This window comes from Dolomitihabitans soli, assembly GCF_022213955.1.
Lineage (GTDB): Bacteria > Actinomycetota > Actinomycetes > Streptosporangiales > Streptosporangiaceae > Streptosporangium_A > Streptosporangium_A soli.
In genome coordinates this window covers 117,081-134,519 of sequence record NZ_JAKNTW010000002.1, presented here as the reverse complement: position 1 = coordinate 134,519, position 17,439 = coordinate 117,081, and the positions used below count along the sequence as shown (strand labels likewise).

Genomic DNA, 17,439 nt, shown 5'->3' with positions numbered 1-17,439 from the left:
CGGTTTCTCCCGGGGGGCGTGTCCTCCAGGGGTATATCAGAACGAACAACACTAAAGGGAACCGAACATGAAGGATCCGGCTTAATGGCCAGACGTGTGCCACGCGAGCCCGTGCCAGGTCGCTACCCGGTCAGCTTCGGCGAGGTCGAGCTTCTCCAGGACCTGGACCGGCCCAACGGCTGGATCCTCTCCTCCGGCGGGGTCCCCCAGTCGTACGTGGATCTCGACGACCCGGAGTACCTCGACTTCGAGTACGTCCGGTTGATGGCCGACGTGATCGACCTGATCGACGACGGCCCGCTGGAGGTGGTGCACGTCGGCGGCGGCGGCTGCACCGTGCCGCGCTACGTCGCCGCCACCCGGCCGGGATCCCGGCAGACCGTCGTCGAGCCCGACGCCGAGCTGGTCCAGCTCGTCCGCGACCAGCTCAGGCTGAAGTCGGTGCCGCTGCTGAAGGTGCGGATCGCCGACGGCCGCGCCGCCGTCGAGGCGACCTGGGACGACTCGGCGGACCTGGTGGTGCTCGACGCGTTCACCGGGGCCGTCATGCCGGTCGGCCTCGCCACCGCCGAGTACCTCGCCGACGTGGCCAGAGTGCTCCGCTACCCCGGCACCCTGCTGGTCAACCTGGCCGACGGCAAGGGGCTGGCCTTCGCGCGCAGGTTCGTGGCGACGGTCCGCGACACCTTCCGGCACGTCGCGCTGCTCGCCGAGCCGGGCGTCATGCGCGGGCGCAGGTTCGGCAACCTCATCGTCGCGGCCTCCCGGGTGGAGCTCCCGCTCCGGGACCTGACCCGCCGCGCCGCGGGCGGCCTCACCCAGGCCCGCTGCGTCCACGGGGACGACCTGACCCGGTTCGTCGCCGGAGCCCACCCCATCCACGACGGCCAGACGGTCATCGCCCCGGTGCCGCCGCCCGCCGTCTTCGGCTCCTGAGCCCACGCCCGGCCTCGCCGTACGGCAGGCTGGGCGGGTTCCTGAAGGCCGCGGTACGGCAGGGCTAGGCGGGATTCCGAGACGGCTGCCTGGCCGCCCGCCACTCCGGTGCGAGCATCGACCAGATCTCCATGTCGTGCCGCTCGCCCCGGTACAGGTACATCTCGCGCAGCACGCCGTCCTTCGTCATCCCGAGCCGCCGGGCCACGGCGATGCTGGCCTCGTTCGCGGCCGCGACCAGCCACTCCACGCGGTGGATGCCCCGTTCCTCGACGGCCCAGTCGATGATCACGCGCACGGCCCGGGTCACCAGGCCCCTGCCCGCGGCCGACGGCTCCAGCCAGCAGCCCGCCTCGGCGATGCCCCGCTCGACGTCCATCGTCCGGAACATGACCCCGCCGACCAGCTTGCCGTCCGTCCAGATGCCGTGGATCCGCCCGGTGTCGGTCACCGCCTTCTCCGCGTACGCCCGGAGGAACGAACGGCTCGACTCCAGGTCCGTGACGGCGTCCGGCATCCCGATGTACTGCCCGATGAACTCCCGTCCCCGGTCGATGTGGGTCAGGAATTCCTCCGCCAGCCAAGGCTCGAGCGGGCGCAGCTCCGCACCGTCATCGCCCAGGGATATCGCGTACATCGTCCTCTTCCTCACCGGAAACAGCAGAAATCGCCAAGGGATCTTCCCACGGGCCGATCGGCCTGCGGGATTTCGTCAGCCGGCCGTGGCCTTGCTCATCCGCCGCCGACGGTACAGCAGCGACCAGCCGATCAGCACCGCGAAGGTGGCCGGCTGAGCGCGTAGGGGTCAGCGCCATTGTCAGGTGAACTTGACATCGCCGGGGGTGCCTTTTACCGTGTCAGGTGTACTTGACTTCTCGCCGCAGGAAGGGCAGCTCGTGCAAGCACACAACGAGACCGGGGCCTATCGGAACTCGATCGAGACAGCCGTTCGACTTGTACTCTGGACGCTCGCTTGGGCGGCGGCCCTTGCCTTGGCCAAGTTCGGTCCCGGACTCTTGTGGGATTCTCGGCAACCGGTGGCGAGCTGGGCCGCAGTTGCCGCCAATCTTGTCGTCGGCATCGGATGGATCGTCGCCTTCGCGCGCTTTCTCCGAGCACAAGATGAGTTTCAACGGAAGATCATTCAGGATGCGCTGGCGGTCGCCCTCGGAGTGGGGTGGGTCGGCGGATTCGCCTACGTCGTCGCGGACGCCGCCGGCCTCGTCGTCTACGACGTCGATATCGCAGTCTTCCCCGTGCTTCTAGGAGTCGTCTACTTGATCACCATCGTCGTCGGCAAGATCAGATACCGATGAGGAACCGCATCAAGGACCTTCGGGCCGAACGCGCCTGGACGCAGGCTGACCTGGCTCAGCGTGTCAGCGTGTCAAGGCAGGCGATCAACGCGATCGAAACAGGGAAGTTCGACCCGAGCCTTCCCGTCGCCTTCCGTCTCGCCAAGCTGTTCGACCTGAAGATCGAAGAGCTCTTTTTCGACGATCAATGAAGTGCGCCCCCGGCGGAGCTTCCCCGGCTCCGCCAGGGGCCTGGAAGGTGTGGCCCGCGGCCTCTCCTCGGCGGTCGCCCACTCGGTCACCGGATGGTACGGCGGAGCGGAATCGTGGCAGGGCTCCGAGGCCGGGATCAGTCCAGGAGGTCGGGTTCGGCTCTGACGATCTGGTCGTGCAGCGGCTGGAAGTTGACCCAGCCGACGAAGTCGTTGCCGATCTGGCCGTGGGTGAGCTTGGCGTTCTCGTGCGAGATCGGGACCGTCTGCCCGGCGGCCTTGGCGGCGAGCTGGGCCTGCGCGGAGCGCTCCATGGTGATGAACCACCAGGCGGCGGCGTCGACCGTGTCGCCCACGGTGAGCAGCCCGTGGTTGCGCAGGATCACGGCCTTGGCGGAGCCGAGCGTCTGGGCGATCCTGCGGCCCTCCTCGGTCTCCAGCACCACGCCCGTGTAGTCGTCGAACAGGGCGTGGTCCTCGTAGAACGCGCACGCGTCCTGGGTCAGCGGTTCCAGCAGGGTGCCGAGGGACGACAGCGCCTTGCCGTACACGGAATGGCTGTGCGCGGCGGCCACCGCGTCGGGGCGGGCCTGGTGGATCATCGAGTGGATGGCGAAGGCGGCCTCGTTGACGTGGTGGCGGCCGTCGACGACCGCGCCCTCGTGGTTGACCAGGATGAGGTCGCTGACCCTGATGTGCTTGAAGCTCATGCCGAACGGGTTGACCCAGAAGTGATCGGTGTGCTCGGGGTCGCGGGCCGTGATGTGCCCGGCGACGCCCTCCTCGAAGCCGAAGCGGCCGAACAGGCGCAGCGCCGCGGCGAGCCGTTCCTTGCGGTGCTGCCGTTCCTCCCTGACGTCCTCGAACTTCGGCGGCAGCGGGAAGTGGAGCTGGTCCCTGGGCACGGGCTGGAGGTCCGAGAGCGGCATACGCGAACTCCTGATGGAATATTCGTCGGTTTCGGTAATTATGACGGTTAGTCCGCAGACCCGCCAGGAGGAGCGCCGAGGTAGGCCAGGACGGCGGCCACCCGGCGGTGGGTGTCCGTGAGGCCAGGACCGGCCCCGAGGCGATGCCGTTGGTGCGGGGCGCGCCGCCAAGGGGTAACCAACATCACAACCTACTGGAGCGTAACCTACGCTAGCGTAGGTTACGTGGAGGTGTTGTGATGAGCGTCGCCGGGTTGGCCGTGAAGCCGCGACTGCGGGGGTGGTTGCACGCGGGCGCGCTGCCGATCGCGGTGGTCGCCGGGTTCGTGCTGGTGACCATGGGCGAGACGATGCAGGCGCGGGCGGCCGCCGCGATCTACGCGGTGACCTCGGCCCTGCTCTTCGGCGTCTCCGCGACCTATCACCGGGGCACCCCGGGCCCACGTACGGCCGAGGTGCTGCGCAGGCTCGACCACGCCAACATCTTCCTGATCATCGCGGGCACCTACACCCCGTTCGCGCTGCTCGCCCTGGACGGCCCGGCCAGGGTGGCCGTGCTCGCCGTGATCTGGACGGGAGCGGTCGCGGGCGTGCTGTTCCGCGTCCTGTGGCTGGGCGCGCCCCGCTGGCTCTACACGGCGCTCTACATCGCGCTCGGCTGGGCCGCCGTCTTCGTCCTGCCGCAACTCGTGGCGGGCGCGGGCGTCGCCGCGGTGGTGCTGGTCATCGTCGGCGGCGTCCTCTACAGCGCCGGCGGCGTCGTGTACGGCCTGCGCCGTCCCGACCCCTCGCCCCGCTGGTTCGGTTTCCACGAGGTCTTCCACGCCCTGACCCTCGCCGCCTACGTCGTCCAGTACGTCGCGGTATTCATGGTCGTCTCTTCATCCTGAGCCGTAAACACGGCCAAGTCTTGACGCACGCGTGGTGTGCCGCGTGCCTGTGGCCGGAAACGTCCTCTTCATAGGAAGGGAGGGCGAGATGGGTCGGGTAGCGGACACATGGTGGATGATCCTCATCAGGGGGATCTGCGCGATCGTCTTTGGTCTCTTCGCCCTTGTCTGGCCGGGCATCACGGTCTTCGCGCTGGTGATCTTCTTCGGCGCCTACGCGATCGTGAACGGGATCTTCTCGCTGTTCGGGGCCTTCGGCGGGACGCCGGGGGAGTCGCGCTGGTGGCTGGCCATCGCCGGGGTGCTGGGCATCGTGGCGGGCATCATCGCGCTGGTCTGGCCGGGGATCACGGCGCTGGCGCTGCTGATGCTGATCGCGATCTGGGCCGTGGTGATCGGGATCATCGAGATCATCGCGGGGATCCGGCTGCGCAAGGAGATCCAGGGCGAGTGGATGTTCATCCTCAGCGGAGTGCTGGCGGTCGTCTTCGGAGTCCTGCTCTTCGTCTGGCCCGCGACGGGCGCGCTCGCCGTGACGTGGCTGATCGGCGCCATGGCTCTGGTGTACGGGATCTCGCTGCTGGTCCTGGCCTTCCGGGTGCGGAAGCTGGGCGGCAGGACGGCCGGGCGGCACGCGCCGGGGATGCCGGGCGGAACGGCGGTGGTCTGAATATTCTCCCTCAAATGTCCATGATGAGCGTAAGTCTTCCGTATAACTAAGCGGATGGCGGGGAATCATCGGGGTACTGTCCAGCTCAACGTGGAGGGGACATGGACCTTCGTGACCGGCTCGCCCGCCATCTGCTGATCGACGGATACCACCTCGAACCCGATCTCGACCTGAGCGGGGGATCCTGGCTGGTCGACGCCCGGACCCACCGCCGTTATCTCGACTTCTACACGTTCTTCGCCTCGGCGCCGCTGGGGGTCAACCCCTTCGGCGACGACCCCGAGTTCATGGCCCTGCTCGGCAGGGTCGCCGCCAACAAGCCCGCCAACTCCGACCTCTACACGGAGCACCTGGCCGACTTCGCCGACACCTTCTCCCGGGTGCTCGGCGACCCGGAGCTTCCCCATCTGTTCTTCGTCGAGGGGGGCGCGCTGGCCGTGGAGAACGCGCTCAAGGCCGCCTTCGACTGGAAGAGCAGGCACAACGAGGCCAACGGCAGATCCCCCGAACTCGGCACCCAGGTCCTGCACCTCACCCGGGCCTTCCACGGGCGCAGCGGCTACACGCTGTCGCTGACCAACACCGAGCCGCTCAAGACCGACCGATTCCCCAAGTTCGGCTGGCCGCGCGTCGAGGTCCCGGCGATCCACCTCCACCAGGACGAGCCCGGCGGCGTGGCGGCGGCGGAGGAGCGCGCGCTCACCCAGGCGCGGGAGGCGTTCGCCGCCCATCCGCACGACATCGCCTGCTTCGTGGCCGAGCCGATCCAGGGCGAAGGGGGCGACAACCATCTGCGGGCGGAGTTCCTCCAGGCGATGCAGGAGCTGTGCCATCGGAACGACGCCCTGTTCGTGCTGGACGAGGTGCAGACCGGGGTCGGCCTGACCGGCACGCCCTGGGCGTACCAGCAACTCGGCCTGCGCCCCGACCTCGTCGCCTTCGCCAAGAAGGCCCAGGTCGGCGGGGTCATGGCCGGCCGCAGGGTGGACGAGGTGCCGGACAACGTCTTCACGGTCAGCGGCCGGATCAACTCCACCTGGGGCGGCGGCCTGGTCGACATGGTCCGTTCCCGGCGGATGCTGGAGATCATCGAACGCGACGGCCTGATCGAGAACGCCGGGATCCTCGGCGAACGGCTCCTCGCCGGGCTCAACAAGCTCCAGGCCGATCACCCCGACCTGGTCACCGCCGCCCGGGGGCGAGGACTGATGTGCGCCTTCGACCTGCCGGACGCCGCCGTGCGTGACGCGATGGTCGCCCGCATCCGCGAGGACGGCGGGGTGCTGGTCCTGCCGTGCGGCGAGCGCTCGATCAGGCTCCGCCCGGCCCTGTCCGTCACACCCGACGAGATCGAGTACGGCGTGGCCGCCATCGCGGGTGCGCTGGTCCGGCACTCCGCTCCACCGGGCGACCACTGGCCGGAATGACAGCGCGGCCAGGGGCTGACCGGGTGCTGGACTCGTTCCGGTGCACGGTCAGCCCTTGGCCCGGATCGGGGAAATCGAATCGGGAAACCGGATCGGGGAAGAGGTCAGACCGGTTTCTCGCCTGGAGTGAGGCTGCGCCACAGGCCGATCGCCGTGCCACGGCAGTCCACGCCGAGCTTGGCGTAGATCCGGTTGACGTGGTTCTTCACGGTCTTCTCGCTGAGGAACAGGCGCTGGGCGATCTCACCGTTGGAATGACCGGTCGCGATCAGGTCCATGACCTCGGTCTCCCGCTTGCTGAGTCCCGTCGCGAGCCGGACATCGGTGCTTCCGGCTCCGTACGCGGGGTCGTCGACTCTCATCCGGCCTCCGGTGGCACGATCAGTCGCCGAGGCCCCCGCCCTTCCGGCGTATCGGTTGACAGCGAGCATAACTCCCAATATCAAACTTTGGGGGCTAAGTCGGTCAGGTAGGGCGAAAAACATTCGTCGCCCACGGACGTGTCACCCGAAGCGGATGCTCACCAACGCGAAACGGCCGGTCCCGAAGGACCGGCCGTTTTCATGGGGTGAGTGAGGGGACTTGAACCCCCGACATCCAGGACCACAACCTGGCGCTCTGCCACCTGAGCTACACCCACCATGGCCACCGCGTGGCGGCACGTTAGAAGTGTAGCGGTTTTTCGCAGTCGATTCGCCCGCCGGCGTCAGGACCCGATGATCAGCTCCGCCACCCCGCGTGCCGTGTTGGAGTCGGGCCCCGGCTGCGCCACGAACACCGCCGCGCGGTAGTAGCGCAGCTCGCGGATGCTCTCCGTGATGTCGGCCAGCGCCCGGTGCCCGCCCTGCTTCTCGGGAGCCGCGAAGTAGACCCGCGGATACCACCTGCGGACCAGTTCCTTGATCGAGGACACGTCGATCATGCGGTAGTGCAGGTAGGAGTCGACGGTCGGCATGTCACGCGAGATGAAGGCGCGGTCGGTGGCGATCGAGTTGCCGCACAACGGCGCCCTCTTGGACTCGGGCACATGGGTGCGGATGTAGTCGAGCACCATGGACTCGGCCTCGGCCAGCGTGACGCCTCCGCCGAGCTCGGGCAGCAGACCGGAGGCGGTGTGCATCTCGCGCACGACATCCGACATCTGCTCCAGCGCTTCGGGCGGAGGCTTGATGACCACATCCACGCCTTCGTCCAGCTGGTTCAGCTCACCGTCGGTGATGACACAGGCCACCTCGACGAGCGCGTCACGGCCGAGGTCGAGCCCGGTCATCTCACAGTCGATCCAGACCAGCAGGTCACTCATAGAGACAGCGTAGTGCCCTTCTTAGGAGACCTTGAGCGAGTTGAGCACCTCACCGACGGTCGAGGTGCCCAGGTTGTCCGGCACGGACATATAGAGCAGAGCCGGACGGGCCCCTTCTGGACGGTCCAGCAGCACGATGGCGCCCCGTTCCGTCTTCCACTTCCAGCCGTTCTTCTCCGCGTCCGCCGAGAAGTCCAGCTCGAACTCCAGCACCCACGCGTCCCTGTCGCCGATCTTGATGGCCTCGTTCTTCACGACCTTGCCCTTGTGCGGCAGCGCGTAGAACTCCTTCTCGTACAGCTGGAAGAGCGTCGCGGTGGTGCTGCGGAGGGACGCGGGGCCGGCGTAGGGGAAGGACTCGTGCAACTCGCCGGTGTAGATGTTGCCGATCCAGTCGCTGTCCTGCTGGTAGTTCTCGTGGGAGAGCGCCTGCACCCCGCTGGACCACTTCTGCTGCGCGGGGTCGGCGGAGTTGAGCCCCTCGGCGGGCACCTTCCACTCGTCGCCCTCGGGGACCTCGAAGGAGAAGCCGGTCTTCGGGTCGGTGATCCGGCCGTCCTGCGGCTGGGGGAGCGGGACCTGCTCAGGGCCTGCCGACGGCCCGGTGGGCAGGGGCGGGAGCGGCGAGGGCAGGATCTCCGGGCCCTGGCTCGGGGAGGTGGGGGCCGGCGTCGGCGGGCCCGCGACGGTGTCGGCGCCGCGGTTCACGAAGATGACACCCACGATGATCGCGGCCACCAGGAGCAGCGCGCCGCCGCCGCCGAGGACCCACGGCCAGACGTTGGTCCGCTTGGGCGGGCCGCCGGGCGGGCCGAAGTCGGGCACCGGCATCTGCGCAGTGCCGCCCTGCCAGTTCGGCTGGCCGCCCCACTGACCGGTGGGCTGCCCCGGCATCCGGTTGGTCGGCACGTCGGGTCCGCCCTGGTACTGCTGCGAAACCCGGTCGGTCGGCGCGTCAGGTCCGCCCTGCGACTGCGGCGGAGGTGCGTCAGGTCCGCCCTGGTACTGCGGCGGAGGTGCGTCGGCGCCGTCCTGGTACTGCGATGGGGGAGCGCCGATGCCGCCCTGAGGCTGGCCCTGGCCGCCCTGCTGGGCGGAGGGAACGGCGGACGGCCCTGTCGGCGGGCCTTGCTGGTATTGCTGAGCGCCGGTCTGGGGCATCTGCTGGTGGTGCTGCGGCCCGGTCGGCGGGCCCGGCTGGTGCTGCTGCGGCCCGGTCTGGGGTGTCTGCCGGCCAGGGCCCTCCAGCGGGTGGGTGGCATCGGTCCACTGGTTCCCGTCCCACCAACGGAGTTGTGGGGATCCGTAGGGATCGGGATACCAGCCGGCGGGGGTTTGCGTGGTCATGGCGGCCAGAGTAGTAAGAACCGCTTTGCCGTGCATTTGCGGGCGGCATCCCAGCGGCTACCGACATCGATAGGTGAAGGTCGCCTTGTCCTGGATCCGCTTCTCACCCGGCGGTGAGAGCACCCTCAGCGTGGCGGTTCCCTTGAAGGATCCCTCACCCTTCACCGTCCATCTCAGGTTCACCTCGTAGGAGGTGGTTCCCGCGCGCACCGCCTCGGTCTGCTGGATGGCCTGCTTGCGGTCGCTGCGCCGCCACTCGTAGCGCACCTGCCCGTCCGCCCCGTTCGTGGTGATCACCCCGGTGATCACGATGGCCGAGTCGCAGCCCTGCGTCTTCTTCGGCGCCTTGACGTCCACCCCCGACACGGCCAGCGTCGGCCCGCTGCCGCCCAGCAGCAGCCAGGCCAGCACCGCCCCCGCGATGACCAGCGCGAAGACCGCCGCGGACAGTGCCGTACGGCGGCGCTTCCTGGACGCGGCGCGTTCCGCCGACCGCCGCTCCTGCTGGTGGACGGTGTTCTCCTGCCGCCCGGCCCGCCAGATCTGCTCCGCGGTGCTCTCGGTGGGCAGACCGGGACCGAACCGGACCTCCGGCTCGTCGGTCTCCCACGCGGAGACCGGCATGGGCGCGGACGCCTCCGAAGGCACGGCAGCAGGAACGGGCGGGGCCACGACGGGTGAAGGAACGTGCAGCAACGTGACGATCTCGCCCTCGTCGCGGTCGCCGTACGCGGTCGGGCCCACGTCCGTGGCCCCCTGGTCGTGCCGCCACCAGCGGGTCGCCGCCACCAGCCGGTCACGTCCGGCGAACCCGTCGGGGAAGTGCTCGCGCCCGGCCACCAGCAGGTCGCGGGCCGCGGCGAGGCCGTACGTGGTCGAGGTGGTCGCGGCCCGCTCGATCAGTTCGGCCGCGGCGGGAGACGCGCCCGCCCACCCCGGGGCGAGAGCGCGGGCGAGCGAGGCCCACGCCGCGACGTCCTGCTCGGGCGCCGGCGTACGGCCGCGCAGCGCGTCGTTCAGGCCACGCTCCGCCAGCAACGTCGCGCCGTCGTCGCCGATCACGACGTTCCCCGGCTGGAGCGAGCCGTGCGCCAGCCCCGCCGCGTGTACGGCGAGCAGGGTCTGCGCCGACTCCACCAGGACGGTGGCCGCGCTTCCCGCATCGGGCGCGGGGCCGCCGGTACCGGTCAGCAGATCGGCCACGGCCGGGCTCGCCGGATGACCGGTGAGCAGCCAGACCTCGCCGCTCGCGGCCACCAGGTCCACGATCGGCAGGAGGCCCGTCTGCCCGCCCTGGGTGAGCCGGCGATCGGCCGCCACGGTCGCGGCCAGCCGCTGGGTGGCACCCGGCACGGCCACCAGGAACTCGTCGAACAGCAGCGCGCCGGCCCGCGAGCCGTCCGGGGCCAGGGCATCGCTCCAGGTCCCCACCTCGCCGAGGCTGCCCCGTCCGGCCAGCCGGAACCCGGCGATCCGCCCCCTGTGCGCGTTCATATGCACGCTCGCCTGATCACTCCGAGCATCTAGCGCCGCCTCCGGTGCCGTCCCTGCTTCCTCGCCAGTGTGAACGGAACCAGGCCCGCCGTCACGAGGCCGAGAAGCGACAACTCACCGAGTGAGAGTCCGGCGTCGAGCCGCGGGGCGGGTTCGGTGCCCTCGGACGGGGACCGGCCAGGTCCGCTGAGCGAGAGTTCGACGTCGAGCCGGTGGCCGGGTTCGGCGTCCGCGGACGGGGATCGGGTGACCGGGCCGCCGAGGGAGAGTCTGACGTCGATCCGGGGAGCGGTTCCCGTGCTCTCGGACGGGTTCTCGGATGGGTTCTCGGACGGCGACTGGGGCAGGGTCGGGGTGGCCGGCGCGCTGGGCGAGATCTCACCGGTGGCCTGCGGATTCTCCGTCTTGGTGGGCGTCGTCTGGGTCGGGGTGGGGGGCGGGGTCGTCGGCTGCGACGGCCGAGGGGGCTGCGGCGGGGGACTGGTGATCGAGGGCGTGGGGGTGGGTGTCGGGCGGGGCTTCGGGTCCTCGGGCCCGCCGTAGCTGATCGAGGGCTCCGGCGTCGGGCTGGGGGTCGCCTCGGAAGAGGGCGTCGGCTTCGGCGTCGGCTTCTTGGCGGGCTTCTCGGTCGGCTTCTTCGACGGTGTCTTGGACGGCTTGGCGGATGGCGTCGGCGTCGAGGTGGGCACCGGAGGGAGCGCTGTGGTGGGGGCCGCGCTCACCGTGGCGGTCGGTGTCGGCGAGGGCTCCTCCGCCACGGGCTCGGAGGGCTCCGGCGTGGGGTCGGCGGTCGGCTCCTCGGCCGGAGAGAGCGACACGGTCGGGGTGGCCGTGGAGGTCTGCGCCCTGAGCTCGGGGTCCTCGCCGCCGGAGTTGAGCAGCGCGATGGCCACCACCGTCACCATCGCGACGCATCCGACCCCGACGGCGATCTTCACGCCGAGCCTGCGCAGCGGGACGTCCGCCAGTTCGGCGGCGAGGTTCGGCTCGGCGTCCGCGCCGAAGTTCCCGCCCCGCTCCGTGTTCCGGGCGCGCCCCGTGTTCCGGGCGTGCCCCGAGTTGTCGCCGAGCCGGGTCTCGGCGAGCGAGGTGTCGAAGCCGGGCGGCTGGTTGGCCAGCGGGAACTGCAGGGCCAGCAACCCGGCCAGCGCCGCCAGGCGGCGCCGTCCCTTGCGTTCCCAGTCGGGGCCGTAGGCGTCCGCGGCCACGGCCTCCAGCTCGGTCAGGAAGGCCGCCGCGGTGGGCGGGCGCCCCGCCGGCTGCTTGGCCAGGCCGCGCTCGACGAAGGACTGCAGCGGCGGCGGGATCTCCTCGACGGGCGGCGGCGTGGACTGGTGGTCGTGCGCGAGCGCGGCGAGGTTCCGCGACCGGAACGGCCGGTTGCCGGTGAGGCACTCGAAGAACACCACGGTCGCGGCGTACACGTCCGTGGCCGGACCGGCCGGCGCGCCCGTCCACTGCTCCGGCGCCATGTACGGCGGGGTCCCCGCGGCGCTCCCGCCCTCGCCGGAGCGTACGGCGATGCCGAAGTCGACGAGTTTGCTGGCGCCGTCGTCGCCGACCATGATGTTCTCGGGCTTGAAGTCGCGGTGCACGACGCCCGCCGCGTGCGCCGTGGCCAGGCCGAGCAGCGCCCCCTTCAGGATGGTCAGCGCGGCCTCAGGCCCGGTGGGCCCCTCGGTGCGGAGCAGGGCGCGCAGCGCCACGCCGTCCACCAGCTCCATCACGATGGCCGCGCCCTCGCCCGACTCCACGTACTGGTAGAGCCGGGCCACCTGTGGATCGTCGAGCGACTCCAGTAAGCGTGCCTCGCGGCGGAACCTGGCCACGAACCCCACGTCCTCGCGGAGTTCGTCGGACAGATACTTGATCGCCACCATCAGGCCGTCGGTGTCGTGCCTGGCCATCACCACGCGGCCCGAGACACCGGAGCCCAGCTCGCGGATCTCGGTGAACCCGGGGACCTGCCAGGCTGACGGCATGCCGAACATAGACGTTCTCCCTTATGCCTGGGCCCCCACCCGTATCAGACGGACGTAGCTTAATGAGCGGAAGCCACATCCGCCGATAAATCACGCATCTGTATCGTAGATCATCCGATCTCGGGGTTCTTCGTCTTGGGTGACTCTTCTGGCTTGCCGGTCGGTTCCCGCGTCGGTTGCTCCGTCGGCTCCTCGGTCGGTTGCCCCGTCGGCTCCTCCGTCGGTTCGGGGCAGGCCGCGGTCCTTCCCGTCAAGGTGTCGGAGCCGTTCCCGGCGGTGGGCGAGGTCGCCGCGGTGACCTGCCAGGCCGTCCCACACGGGATCTTCCCGGCGTCGAGCGTGACCGTGGTGGTGTAGGACGTCTCTCCCGACAGCGTGACCCCCGCCCGGAAGGTCTGGCCGCCCAGGCGCAGCGCCACGCTCAGCCGTACGGGAGCGGTGCTGCCGGTGATCACCCGGACCGTCGCGGACGCGCCGATCCTCTCGCCCGCCGCGGCGGCCGCGGACCTGCCCCTGGTCTCGCCGCCTTCACCGCCGGACTGGCCCACCACGGCCCGCAGCACCTCGACGGAGCGCACGCTGGGCGGGCAGGTCACCCGTACCTGGCGGGTCGCGGTCTTCGCTCCGACGGTGACCCTGATCCCCACGGTGGTGCCGCAGGGCCGCTCGGGGAAGGTGTAGGACACCCGCCGGGTGTAGGACGTGTCGCCGCTCAGCGTGGACCGCCTGCTGTCGACCGTACGGCCGGCGGCCAGGACGTCCGCTCGCATGGTCAGCCTCGCGGTGCCCGTGGTGGTGAGGGAGAAGGCGGCCCGGAGGGTACGGCCGGGGGCGCGGTCCACCGACAGGCCGGTGATCTCCAGGTTCCGCACCGTGGTCGGCGGCGTCGGTGTGGGCGTCGGTGTCGGTGTGGGCGTGGGTGTCGGTGTCGGTGTCGGCGTTCTGGTGGGTGGTCTTCTGGTGGGCGGGTTCAAGGTGGGGTTCAAGGTGGGGGGCGGGGTGACGCGGGGTGTGGTCCGGGGAGGCGTGGTTCTGGGGGCCTTGGGGGTGGGCGTCTTGGGGGTGGGCGTGGCCGTGGCGGCGGTGGGCTCGTCCGTCTGGCTGGGGGTGGCGGCCGGGCCGGTGGGAGCGCGCTGCTCACTGGTGGGACGGTCCGCCTCGGGGGAGTCCTCCCCGCCCGGCGGTGGGTCGACGGGCGTGGGGGAGGTCTCCACCGGGGGCAGGATCTCCGCGGGAGCGGGCAGGGTCGGCGTTTCGGTCGGTGCGGCCGCCACGATGTCGATCCGCTGGGCGGGCGGCCTGTCGGCCGCGAGCACGTAGGTGGTCGCGCCCGCCGCCACGATCAGCACGCCGGCGCCCACCGCGAGCAGCTTGGCGTTCCCGCGCGCCGACCGCCTGAGCGAGTCGAGTGTCGTGCGGAACAGCGTGCTGCCGCCGGCGGGGACCGGCGGCTGCTGGATCGGGAGCAGCAGCGCGAGCAGCGCCACCAGCGCGGCGAGCCGTCGCCGCCCTCGCTCCTCCCACTCCTCGCCGTACGCCTGGCGTGCCACCCGCTCCAGCTCCGCCACGAACGCCGCCGCCCCCTCGGGCCGCGCGAACGGGTCCTTGGCCAGTCCTCTGGCCACCAGTTCGCGAACCGGTTCCGGCACCTCGCCGACGGGCACCGGAGCGCGTTCGTGCTGGAACCTGAGCACGATCTGCGCGGTCGCCTGGTAGGGCCGGTGACCGGTCAGGCACTCGAAGAACACGGCCGTCGCGGCGTAGACGTCGGTCGCGGGCGACGCCGGCCGTCCCTCCCACTGCTCGGGGGCCATGTAGGGCGGCGTTCCTGCGGCGATCCCGCCCTCGCCCGCGCGCACCGCGATGCCGAAGTCGACGAGCTTGCTCACGCCGTCGGTCTGGACCAGCACGTTCTCGGGCTTGTAGTCCCGGTGCACCAGGCCCAGCCGGTGCGCTCCCGCGAGCCCGAGCAGCGAGCCCTTGAGCACGACCAGCGCCGCCTCGGGCCCCGTCGAGCCGTTCTCGCGGAGCAGCGCGCGCAGCGAGACCCCGTTCACCGGCTCCATCACGATGGCCGCGCCCTGCGGAGTCTGGACGTACTCGTACAGCCGGGCGACGTGGGGATCCGTCAGCTCGACCATCATCCGCGCCTCCTGCTGGAAGCGCTGGAGGAACGCGGGGTCGGCCCTGAGCACGTCGGCCAGATACTTGATCGCCACCGTGCCGCCCGACGCGTCGTGGGTGGCCAGCACGACGCGGCCGCTCCCTCCCGTGCCGAGCCCTCGCACCTCGGTATAGCCGGGCACGCGCCACTCACCGGTCGCCGCCATGACGATCTCCAGTCCTGCCGGGGGAACGGGGTTCCGACCCTTGAGACGTCCAATCCTGTCATCCGGTTGGCAGCATTCCTCATAATCAATAGGAAATTGGGATGGATGTGGTTCATGTGGCGTTTTGTGATCGAATTGAATGCACCACTTGCCGCCGGTGAGAGAAAGGCGGCTCGAAGATCCCGACTTTCGTACGGCGAAGCCCTCGGCGGCGCAGGTGACCAGGTCTTTTACCGGCATGGAAAGCTGATCTTCACATCCGCGCCGGGCGGTGCCGGCAATTGATCCACAAGGTTCGAGGCGCCCGGAGACTCAGGCTTGTGCGGTCACGATCACGATCGCCACGGCCAGGACGGTGTCGAGGACGAGACAGAACTCGGCGAGCGAACGGATCACGACCTTGTCGGCCCGGTAATCGGGCGTTGGCCCGGCGAGGACCGCCGTGGTCGGCGGGCGGCCGGGAGGCCGCCTGCCGTACGGTCGCCGGGGCCGTGGGTCATGCGCGGTCGGTGATGTGGGCGGGGGCGGGGCGGCCCGGGGGGAGGGCCGGGTCGGGCTGCGGCGGGCCCCAGACGGTCGTGAGCGGGAGCACGCCTGCCCAGTGGGGGAGCGCGTAGTCCGCTTCGTCGTCCTTGGGCGGGCCCTGGCGGATCTTGACGGACGCCTCGGAGAGGGGCAGGGAGAGGACGACGGTCGCGGCCAGTTCCTTGGCGGTCGGCTGGCGGACCGTGTCCCACTGGCCGGGGGCCAGCTGCTCGGACAGGGCCCGCAGGGCGGTGAGGCGCTCGTCGGGGTCCTCGACGACGGCGGCGGTGCCGTAGACGACGGCGGAGCGGTAGTTGACCGAGTGGTGGAAGATCGACCGCGCCAGCACGATGCCGTCCAGGTGGGTGACGGTGACGCACACCTGGGTGCCGTGCGCGCTCCTGAGTGACCGCGCGCCGGTGGAGCCGTGCAGGTAGAGGGTGTCGCCGAGCCTGCCGTAGCCGGTCGGGACCACCATCGGCGCGCCGTCCACGAGGACGCCGAGGTGGCAGACGAGTCCGGCGTCCAGCACGCCGTACAGGTCCTCGCGTTCGGTCCTGGCCCGTTCCTTCGCGCGGTTGAGGGTGGTCCGGGGCGTGGGCGAGAGCGTTGCTGACATGGTTCCAGGCTGCCCTGAGGTGGTCTGGGATAATACATCCACTATGGGCCATTCTTCGGAGACCACTTCGCCGCGTCCGGTCGGGCGGAACGTTCCCGAACTGCCGATCGTGCTCGACCGGGCGGCCGCCGCGTCCCTCACCAGCCAGCTCGCCGGCCAGTTGCGGGAGACCATGCGCGCGGGCGTGCTCTCCGTGGGCGAGCGCCTGCCCTCCACCCGAGCCCTGGCCCGCCAGCTCTCCGTCAGCCGTACCGTCGTCACCGAGGCGTTCCAGCAGCTCTACGCCGAGGGCTGGCTCGAAGGCCGGCACGGTTCGGGAACCCGCGTCGCCGATCTCCCCGACTACGCCCACGCCGCCCCCGCCCCTCGGTCTCCGCGCCGCAGGCCGCTGAGCGCCGAGCGGCCCGCGCCGCTCGGCGCGAGCGCCGGCGAAATGGTGGATCTGCGGCCGGGCGCGCCCTGGGTCAAGGGGTACGACGAGGTGGCCTGGCGGCGGGCCTGGCGGCTGGCGGGGGAGGTGGCGCCGACGGACCGGCCCGATCCGTACGGGATGCCGCGGCTCAGGGAGGCGCTGGCGGCGCATCTGCGGCGGACGCGGGCGGTCCCGGCGGCCATGGGCGATGTGATGGTCACCAGCGGCACCGGCAACGGGCTGGACCTGGTGGCGGCGACGTTGCTGCGGCCGGGGGACCGGGTGGGGGTGGAGGAGCCGGGATATCGGACGGCCCGGCATATCTTCGCCGCGCGAGGAGCGGAGATCGTGCCCTGCCCGGTGGACGCGGACGGCGTGATCGTCGAGGAACTGCCCGACGACCTCGTGCTGCTGTACACGACGCCGGCCCACCAGTATCCGGTCGGCGGCAGGTTGCCGATCTCCCGCAGGGAACGGCTGCTCGCCTGGGCGCGCCGTACCGGGGCGATCGTGATCGAGGACGACTACGACGCCGAGTTCCGCTACGACGTCACCCCGTTGCCCGCTCTCTACGGGCTGGATCCGGCCGGCGTCGTGCTGCTCGGGACGCTGTCGAAGTCGCTGGCGCCCGATGTGGGCGTCGGGTGGGTGCTCGCCGCGCCCGAGCTGCTCGACGGGCTCGCGGCCACCAGGAAACGGCTGGCGGACAAGACGCCCGGGCCGGTGCAGGCGGCCGTGGCGGTGCTGCTGGAGCGTGGCGACCTCGCCCGGCACCTGCGCCGGATGCGGCTGGAGTACGCCCGGCGGCGGGCGGTCATCGTGGACATCCTCGGCGACCGGGTGCGCGGCGACACGGCGGGGCTGCACGTCCTGGTGGAGCTGCCGGCCGCGGCCGTCCGGCCGCTGGTCGCCGCCGCGTGGGAGCGCGGCGTCATGCTGGACTCGACCGAGCGGCACCACCACGGCCCGTTGCGGGTCCACGGCCTCGTGCTGGGGTACGGCTCCGCGACCGTGAACGAGGTCAGGAAGGGCTGCGAAGTGGTGGCGAAACTGCTCGCGGACCGTTGA

At 70.8% G+C, this 17,439-nt stretch carries 17 protein-coding genes and 1 tRNA gene; 8 read left to right on the top strand and 10 right to left on the bottom strand.

The genetic code is table 11. The features are described from left to right. Positions 1-84 precede the first annotated feature (84 nt). The gene (locus tag MBA17_RS05480) at positions 85-936 is read left to right on the top strand and encodes a spermidine synthase (RefSeq protein WP_238495166.1); all 852 of its coding nucleotides are present in this window, start codon (positions 85-87) and stop codon (positions 934-936) included. Positions 937-1,000: 64 nt separating this feature from the next. On the opposite strand, the gene MBA17_RS05475 is transcribed toward MBA17_RS05480, so the two are convergent. After that, entirely contained in the window at positions 1,001-1,573 is a 573-nt protein-coding gene (locus MBA17_RS05475) for a GNAT family N-acetyltransferase (RefSeq protein ID WP_238495165.1), read from the bottom strand. 184 nt (positions 1,574-1,757) lie between these two features. Between MBA17_RS05475 and MBA17_RS05470 the strand changes: the two genes are divergently transcribed. Further along, positions 1,758-2,252, top strand: coding sequence for a hypothetical protein (locus tag MBA17_RS05470; protein ID WP_238495164.1), 495 nt, complete (start codon positions 1,758-1,760; stop codon positions 2,250-2,252). Beyond that, the gene (locus MBA17_RS05465; RefSeq protein ID WP_238495163.1) at positions 2,249-2,443 is read left to right on the top strand and encodes a helix-turn-helix transcriptional regulator; all 195 of its coding nucleotides are present in this window, start codon (positions 2,249-2,251) and stop codon (positions 2,441-2,443) included. The genes MBA17_RS05470 and MBA17_RS05465 overlap by 4 nt, the downstream gene beginning before the upstream one ends. 137 nt (positions 2,444-2,580) lie before the next feature. On the opposite strand, the gene MBA17_RS05460 is transcribed toward MBA17_RS05465, so the two are convergent. After that, on the bottom strand, positions 2,581-3,372 hold the full coding sequence (locus MBA17_RS05460; protein ID WP_238495162.1) for a class II aldolase/adducin family protein: 792 nt from the start codon (positions 3,370-3,372) through the stop codon (positions 2,581-2,583). A gap of 239 nt (positions 3,373-3,611) precedes the next feature. Between MBA17_RS05460 and trhA the strand changes: the two genes are divergently transcribed. The 3 genes from trhA (at position 3,612) to lat (ending at position 6,359) form a co-directional block, all read left to right on the top strand. Next, positions 3,612-4,262: a PAQR family membrane homeostasis protein TrhA gene (gene trhA, locus MBA17_RS05455; protein WP_238495161.1), complete on the top strand. Its 651-nt coding sequence runs from the start codon at positions 3,612-3,614 to the stop codon at positions 4,260-4,262. Positions 4,263-4,350: 88 nt separating this feature from the next. Next, positions 4,351-4,932 carry an HdeD family acid-resistance protein gene (locus MBA17_RS05450; protein ID WP_238495160.1) on the top strand — a complete coding sequence of 194 codons (582 nt, stop codon included), beginning with the start codon at positions 4,351-4,353 and terminating at the stop codon, positions 4,930-4,932. Positions 4,933-5,033: 101 nt separating this feature from the next. Further along, positions 5,034-6,359: an L-lysine 6-transaminase gene (lat, locus tag MBA17_RS05445; protein ID WP_238495159.1), complete on the top strand. Its 1,326-nt coding sequence runs from the start codon at positions 5,034-5,036 to the stop codon at positions 6,357-6,359. Between the two features lie 104 nt (positions 6,360-6,463). Here lat and MBA17_RS05440 read toward each other — a convergent pair whose 3' ends face one another. The 7 genes from MBA17_RS05440 to MBA17_RS05410 all read right to left on the bottom strand — a co-directional run bounded on the left by MBA17_RS05440 (position 6,464) and on the right by MBA17_RS05410 (position 14,815). After that, on the bottom strand, positions 6,464-6,721 hold the full coding sequence (locus tag MBA17_RS05440) for a helix-turn-helix domain-containing protein (RefSeq protein WP_238495158.1): 258 nt from the start codon (positions 6,719-6,721) through the stop codon (positions 6,464-6,466). Between the two features lie 202 nt (positions 6,722-6,923). Next, positions 6,924-6,999, bottom strand: a tRNA-His gene (locus MBA17_RS05435). A gap of 66 nt (positions 7,000-7,065) precedes the next feature. Continuing rightward, positions 7,066-7,662, bottom strand: a complete 597-nt coding sequence (gene orn, locus MBA17_RS05430) for an oligoribonuclease (RefSeq protein ID WP_238495157.1) — start codon at positions 7,660-7,662, stop codon at positions 7,066-7,068. A 21-nt stretch (positions 7,663-7,683) separates the two neighbouring features. After that, entirely contained in the window at positions 7,684-9,009 is a 1,326-nt protein-coding gene (locus MBA17_RS05425; protein WP_238495156.1) for a DUF2510 domain-containing protein, read from the bottom strand. Between the two features lie 57 nt (positions 9,010-9,066). Beyond that, positions 9,067-10,503: a protein kinase family protein gene (locus tag MBA17_RS05420; RefSeq protein WP_238495155.1), complete on the bottom strand. Its 1,437-nt coding sequence runs from the start codon at positions 10,501-10,503 to the stop codon at positions 9,067-9,069. Positions 10,504-10,532: 29 nt separating this feature from the next. Continuing rightward, positions 10,533-12,494 carry a serine/threonine-protein kinase gene (locus tag MBA17_RS05415; protein WP_238495154.1) on the bottom strand — a complete coding sequence of 654 codons (1,962 nt, stop codon included), beginning with the start codon at positions 12,492-12,494 and terminating at the stop codon, positions 10,533-10,535. Between the two features lie 101 nt (positions 12,495-12,595). After that, positions 12,596-14,815, bottom strand: a complete 2,220-nt coding sequence (locus tag MBA17_RS05410) for a protein kinase domain-containing protein (protein ID WP_238495153.1) — start codon at positions 14,813-14,815, stop codon at positions 12,596-12,598. A gap of 105 nt (positions 14,816-14,920) precedes the next feature. Between MBA17_RS05410 and MBA17_RS05405 the strand changes: the two genes are divergently transcribed. Then, positions 14,921-15,100 carry a hypothetical protein gene (locus tag MBA17_RS05405; protein ID WP_238495152.1) on the top strand — a complete coding sequence of 60 codons (180 nt, stop codon included), beginning with the start codon at positions 14,921-14,923 and terminating at the stop codon, positions 15,098-15,100. Between the two features lie 211 nt (positions 15,101-15,311). On the opposite strand, the gene MBA17_RS05400 is transcribed toward MBA17_RS05405, so the two are convergent. Continuing rightward, positions 15,312-15,959, bottom strand: a complete 648-nt coding sequence (locus tag MBA17_RS05400; RefSeq protein ID WP_238495151.1) for a pyridoxamine 5'-phosphate oxidase family protein — start codon at positions 15,957-15,959, stop codon at positions 15,312-15,314. A gap of 43 nt (positions 15,960-16,002) precedes the next feature. Here MBA17_RS05400 and pdxR point away from each other — a divergent pair, with 43 nt between their 5' ends. Further along, complete coding sequence (gene pdxR, locus MBA17_RS05395; RefSeq protein ID WP_238495150.1) at positions 16,003-17,439, top strand: MocR-like pyridoxine biosynthesis transcription factor PdxR; 1,437 nt, start codon at positions 16,003-16,005, stop codon at positions 17,437-17,439.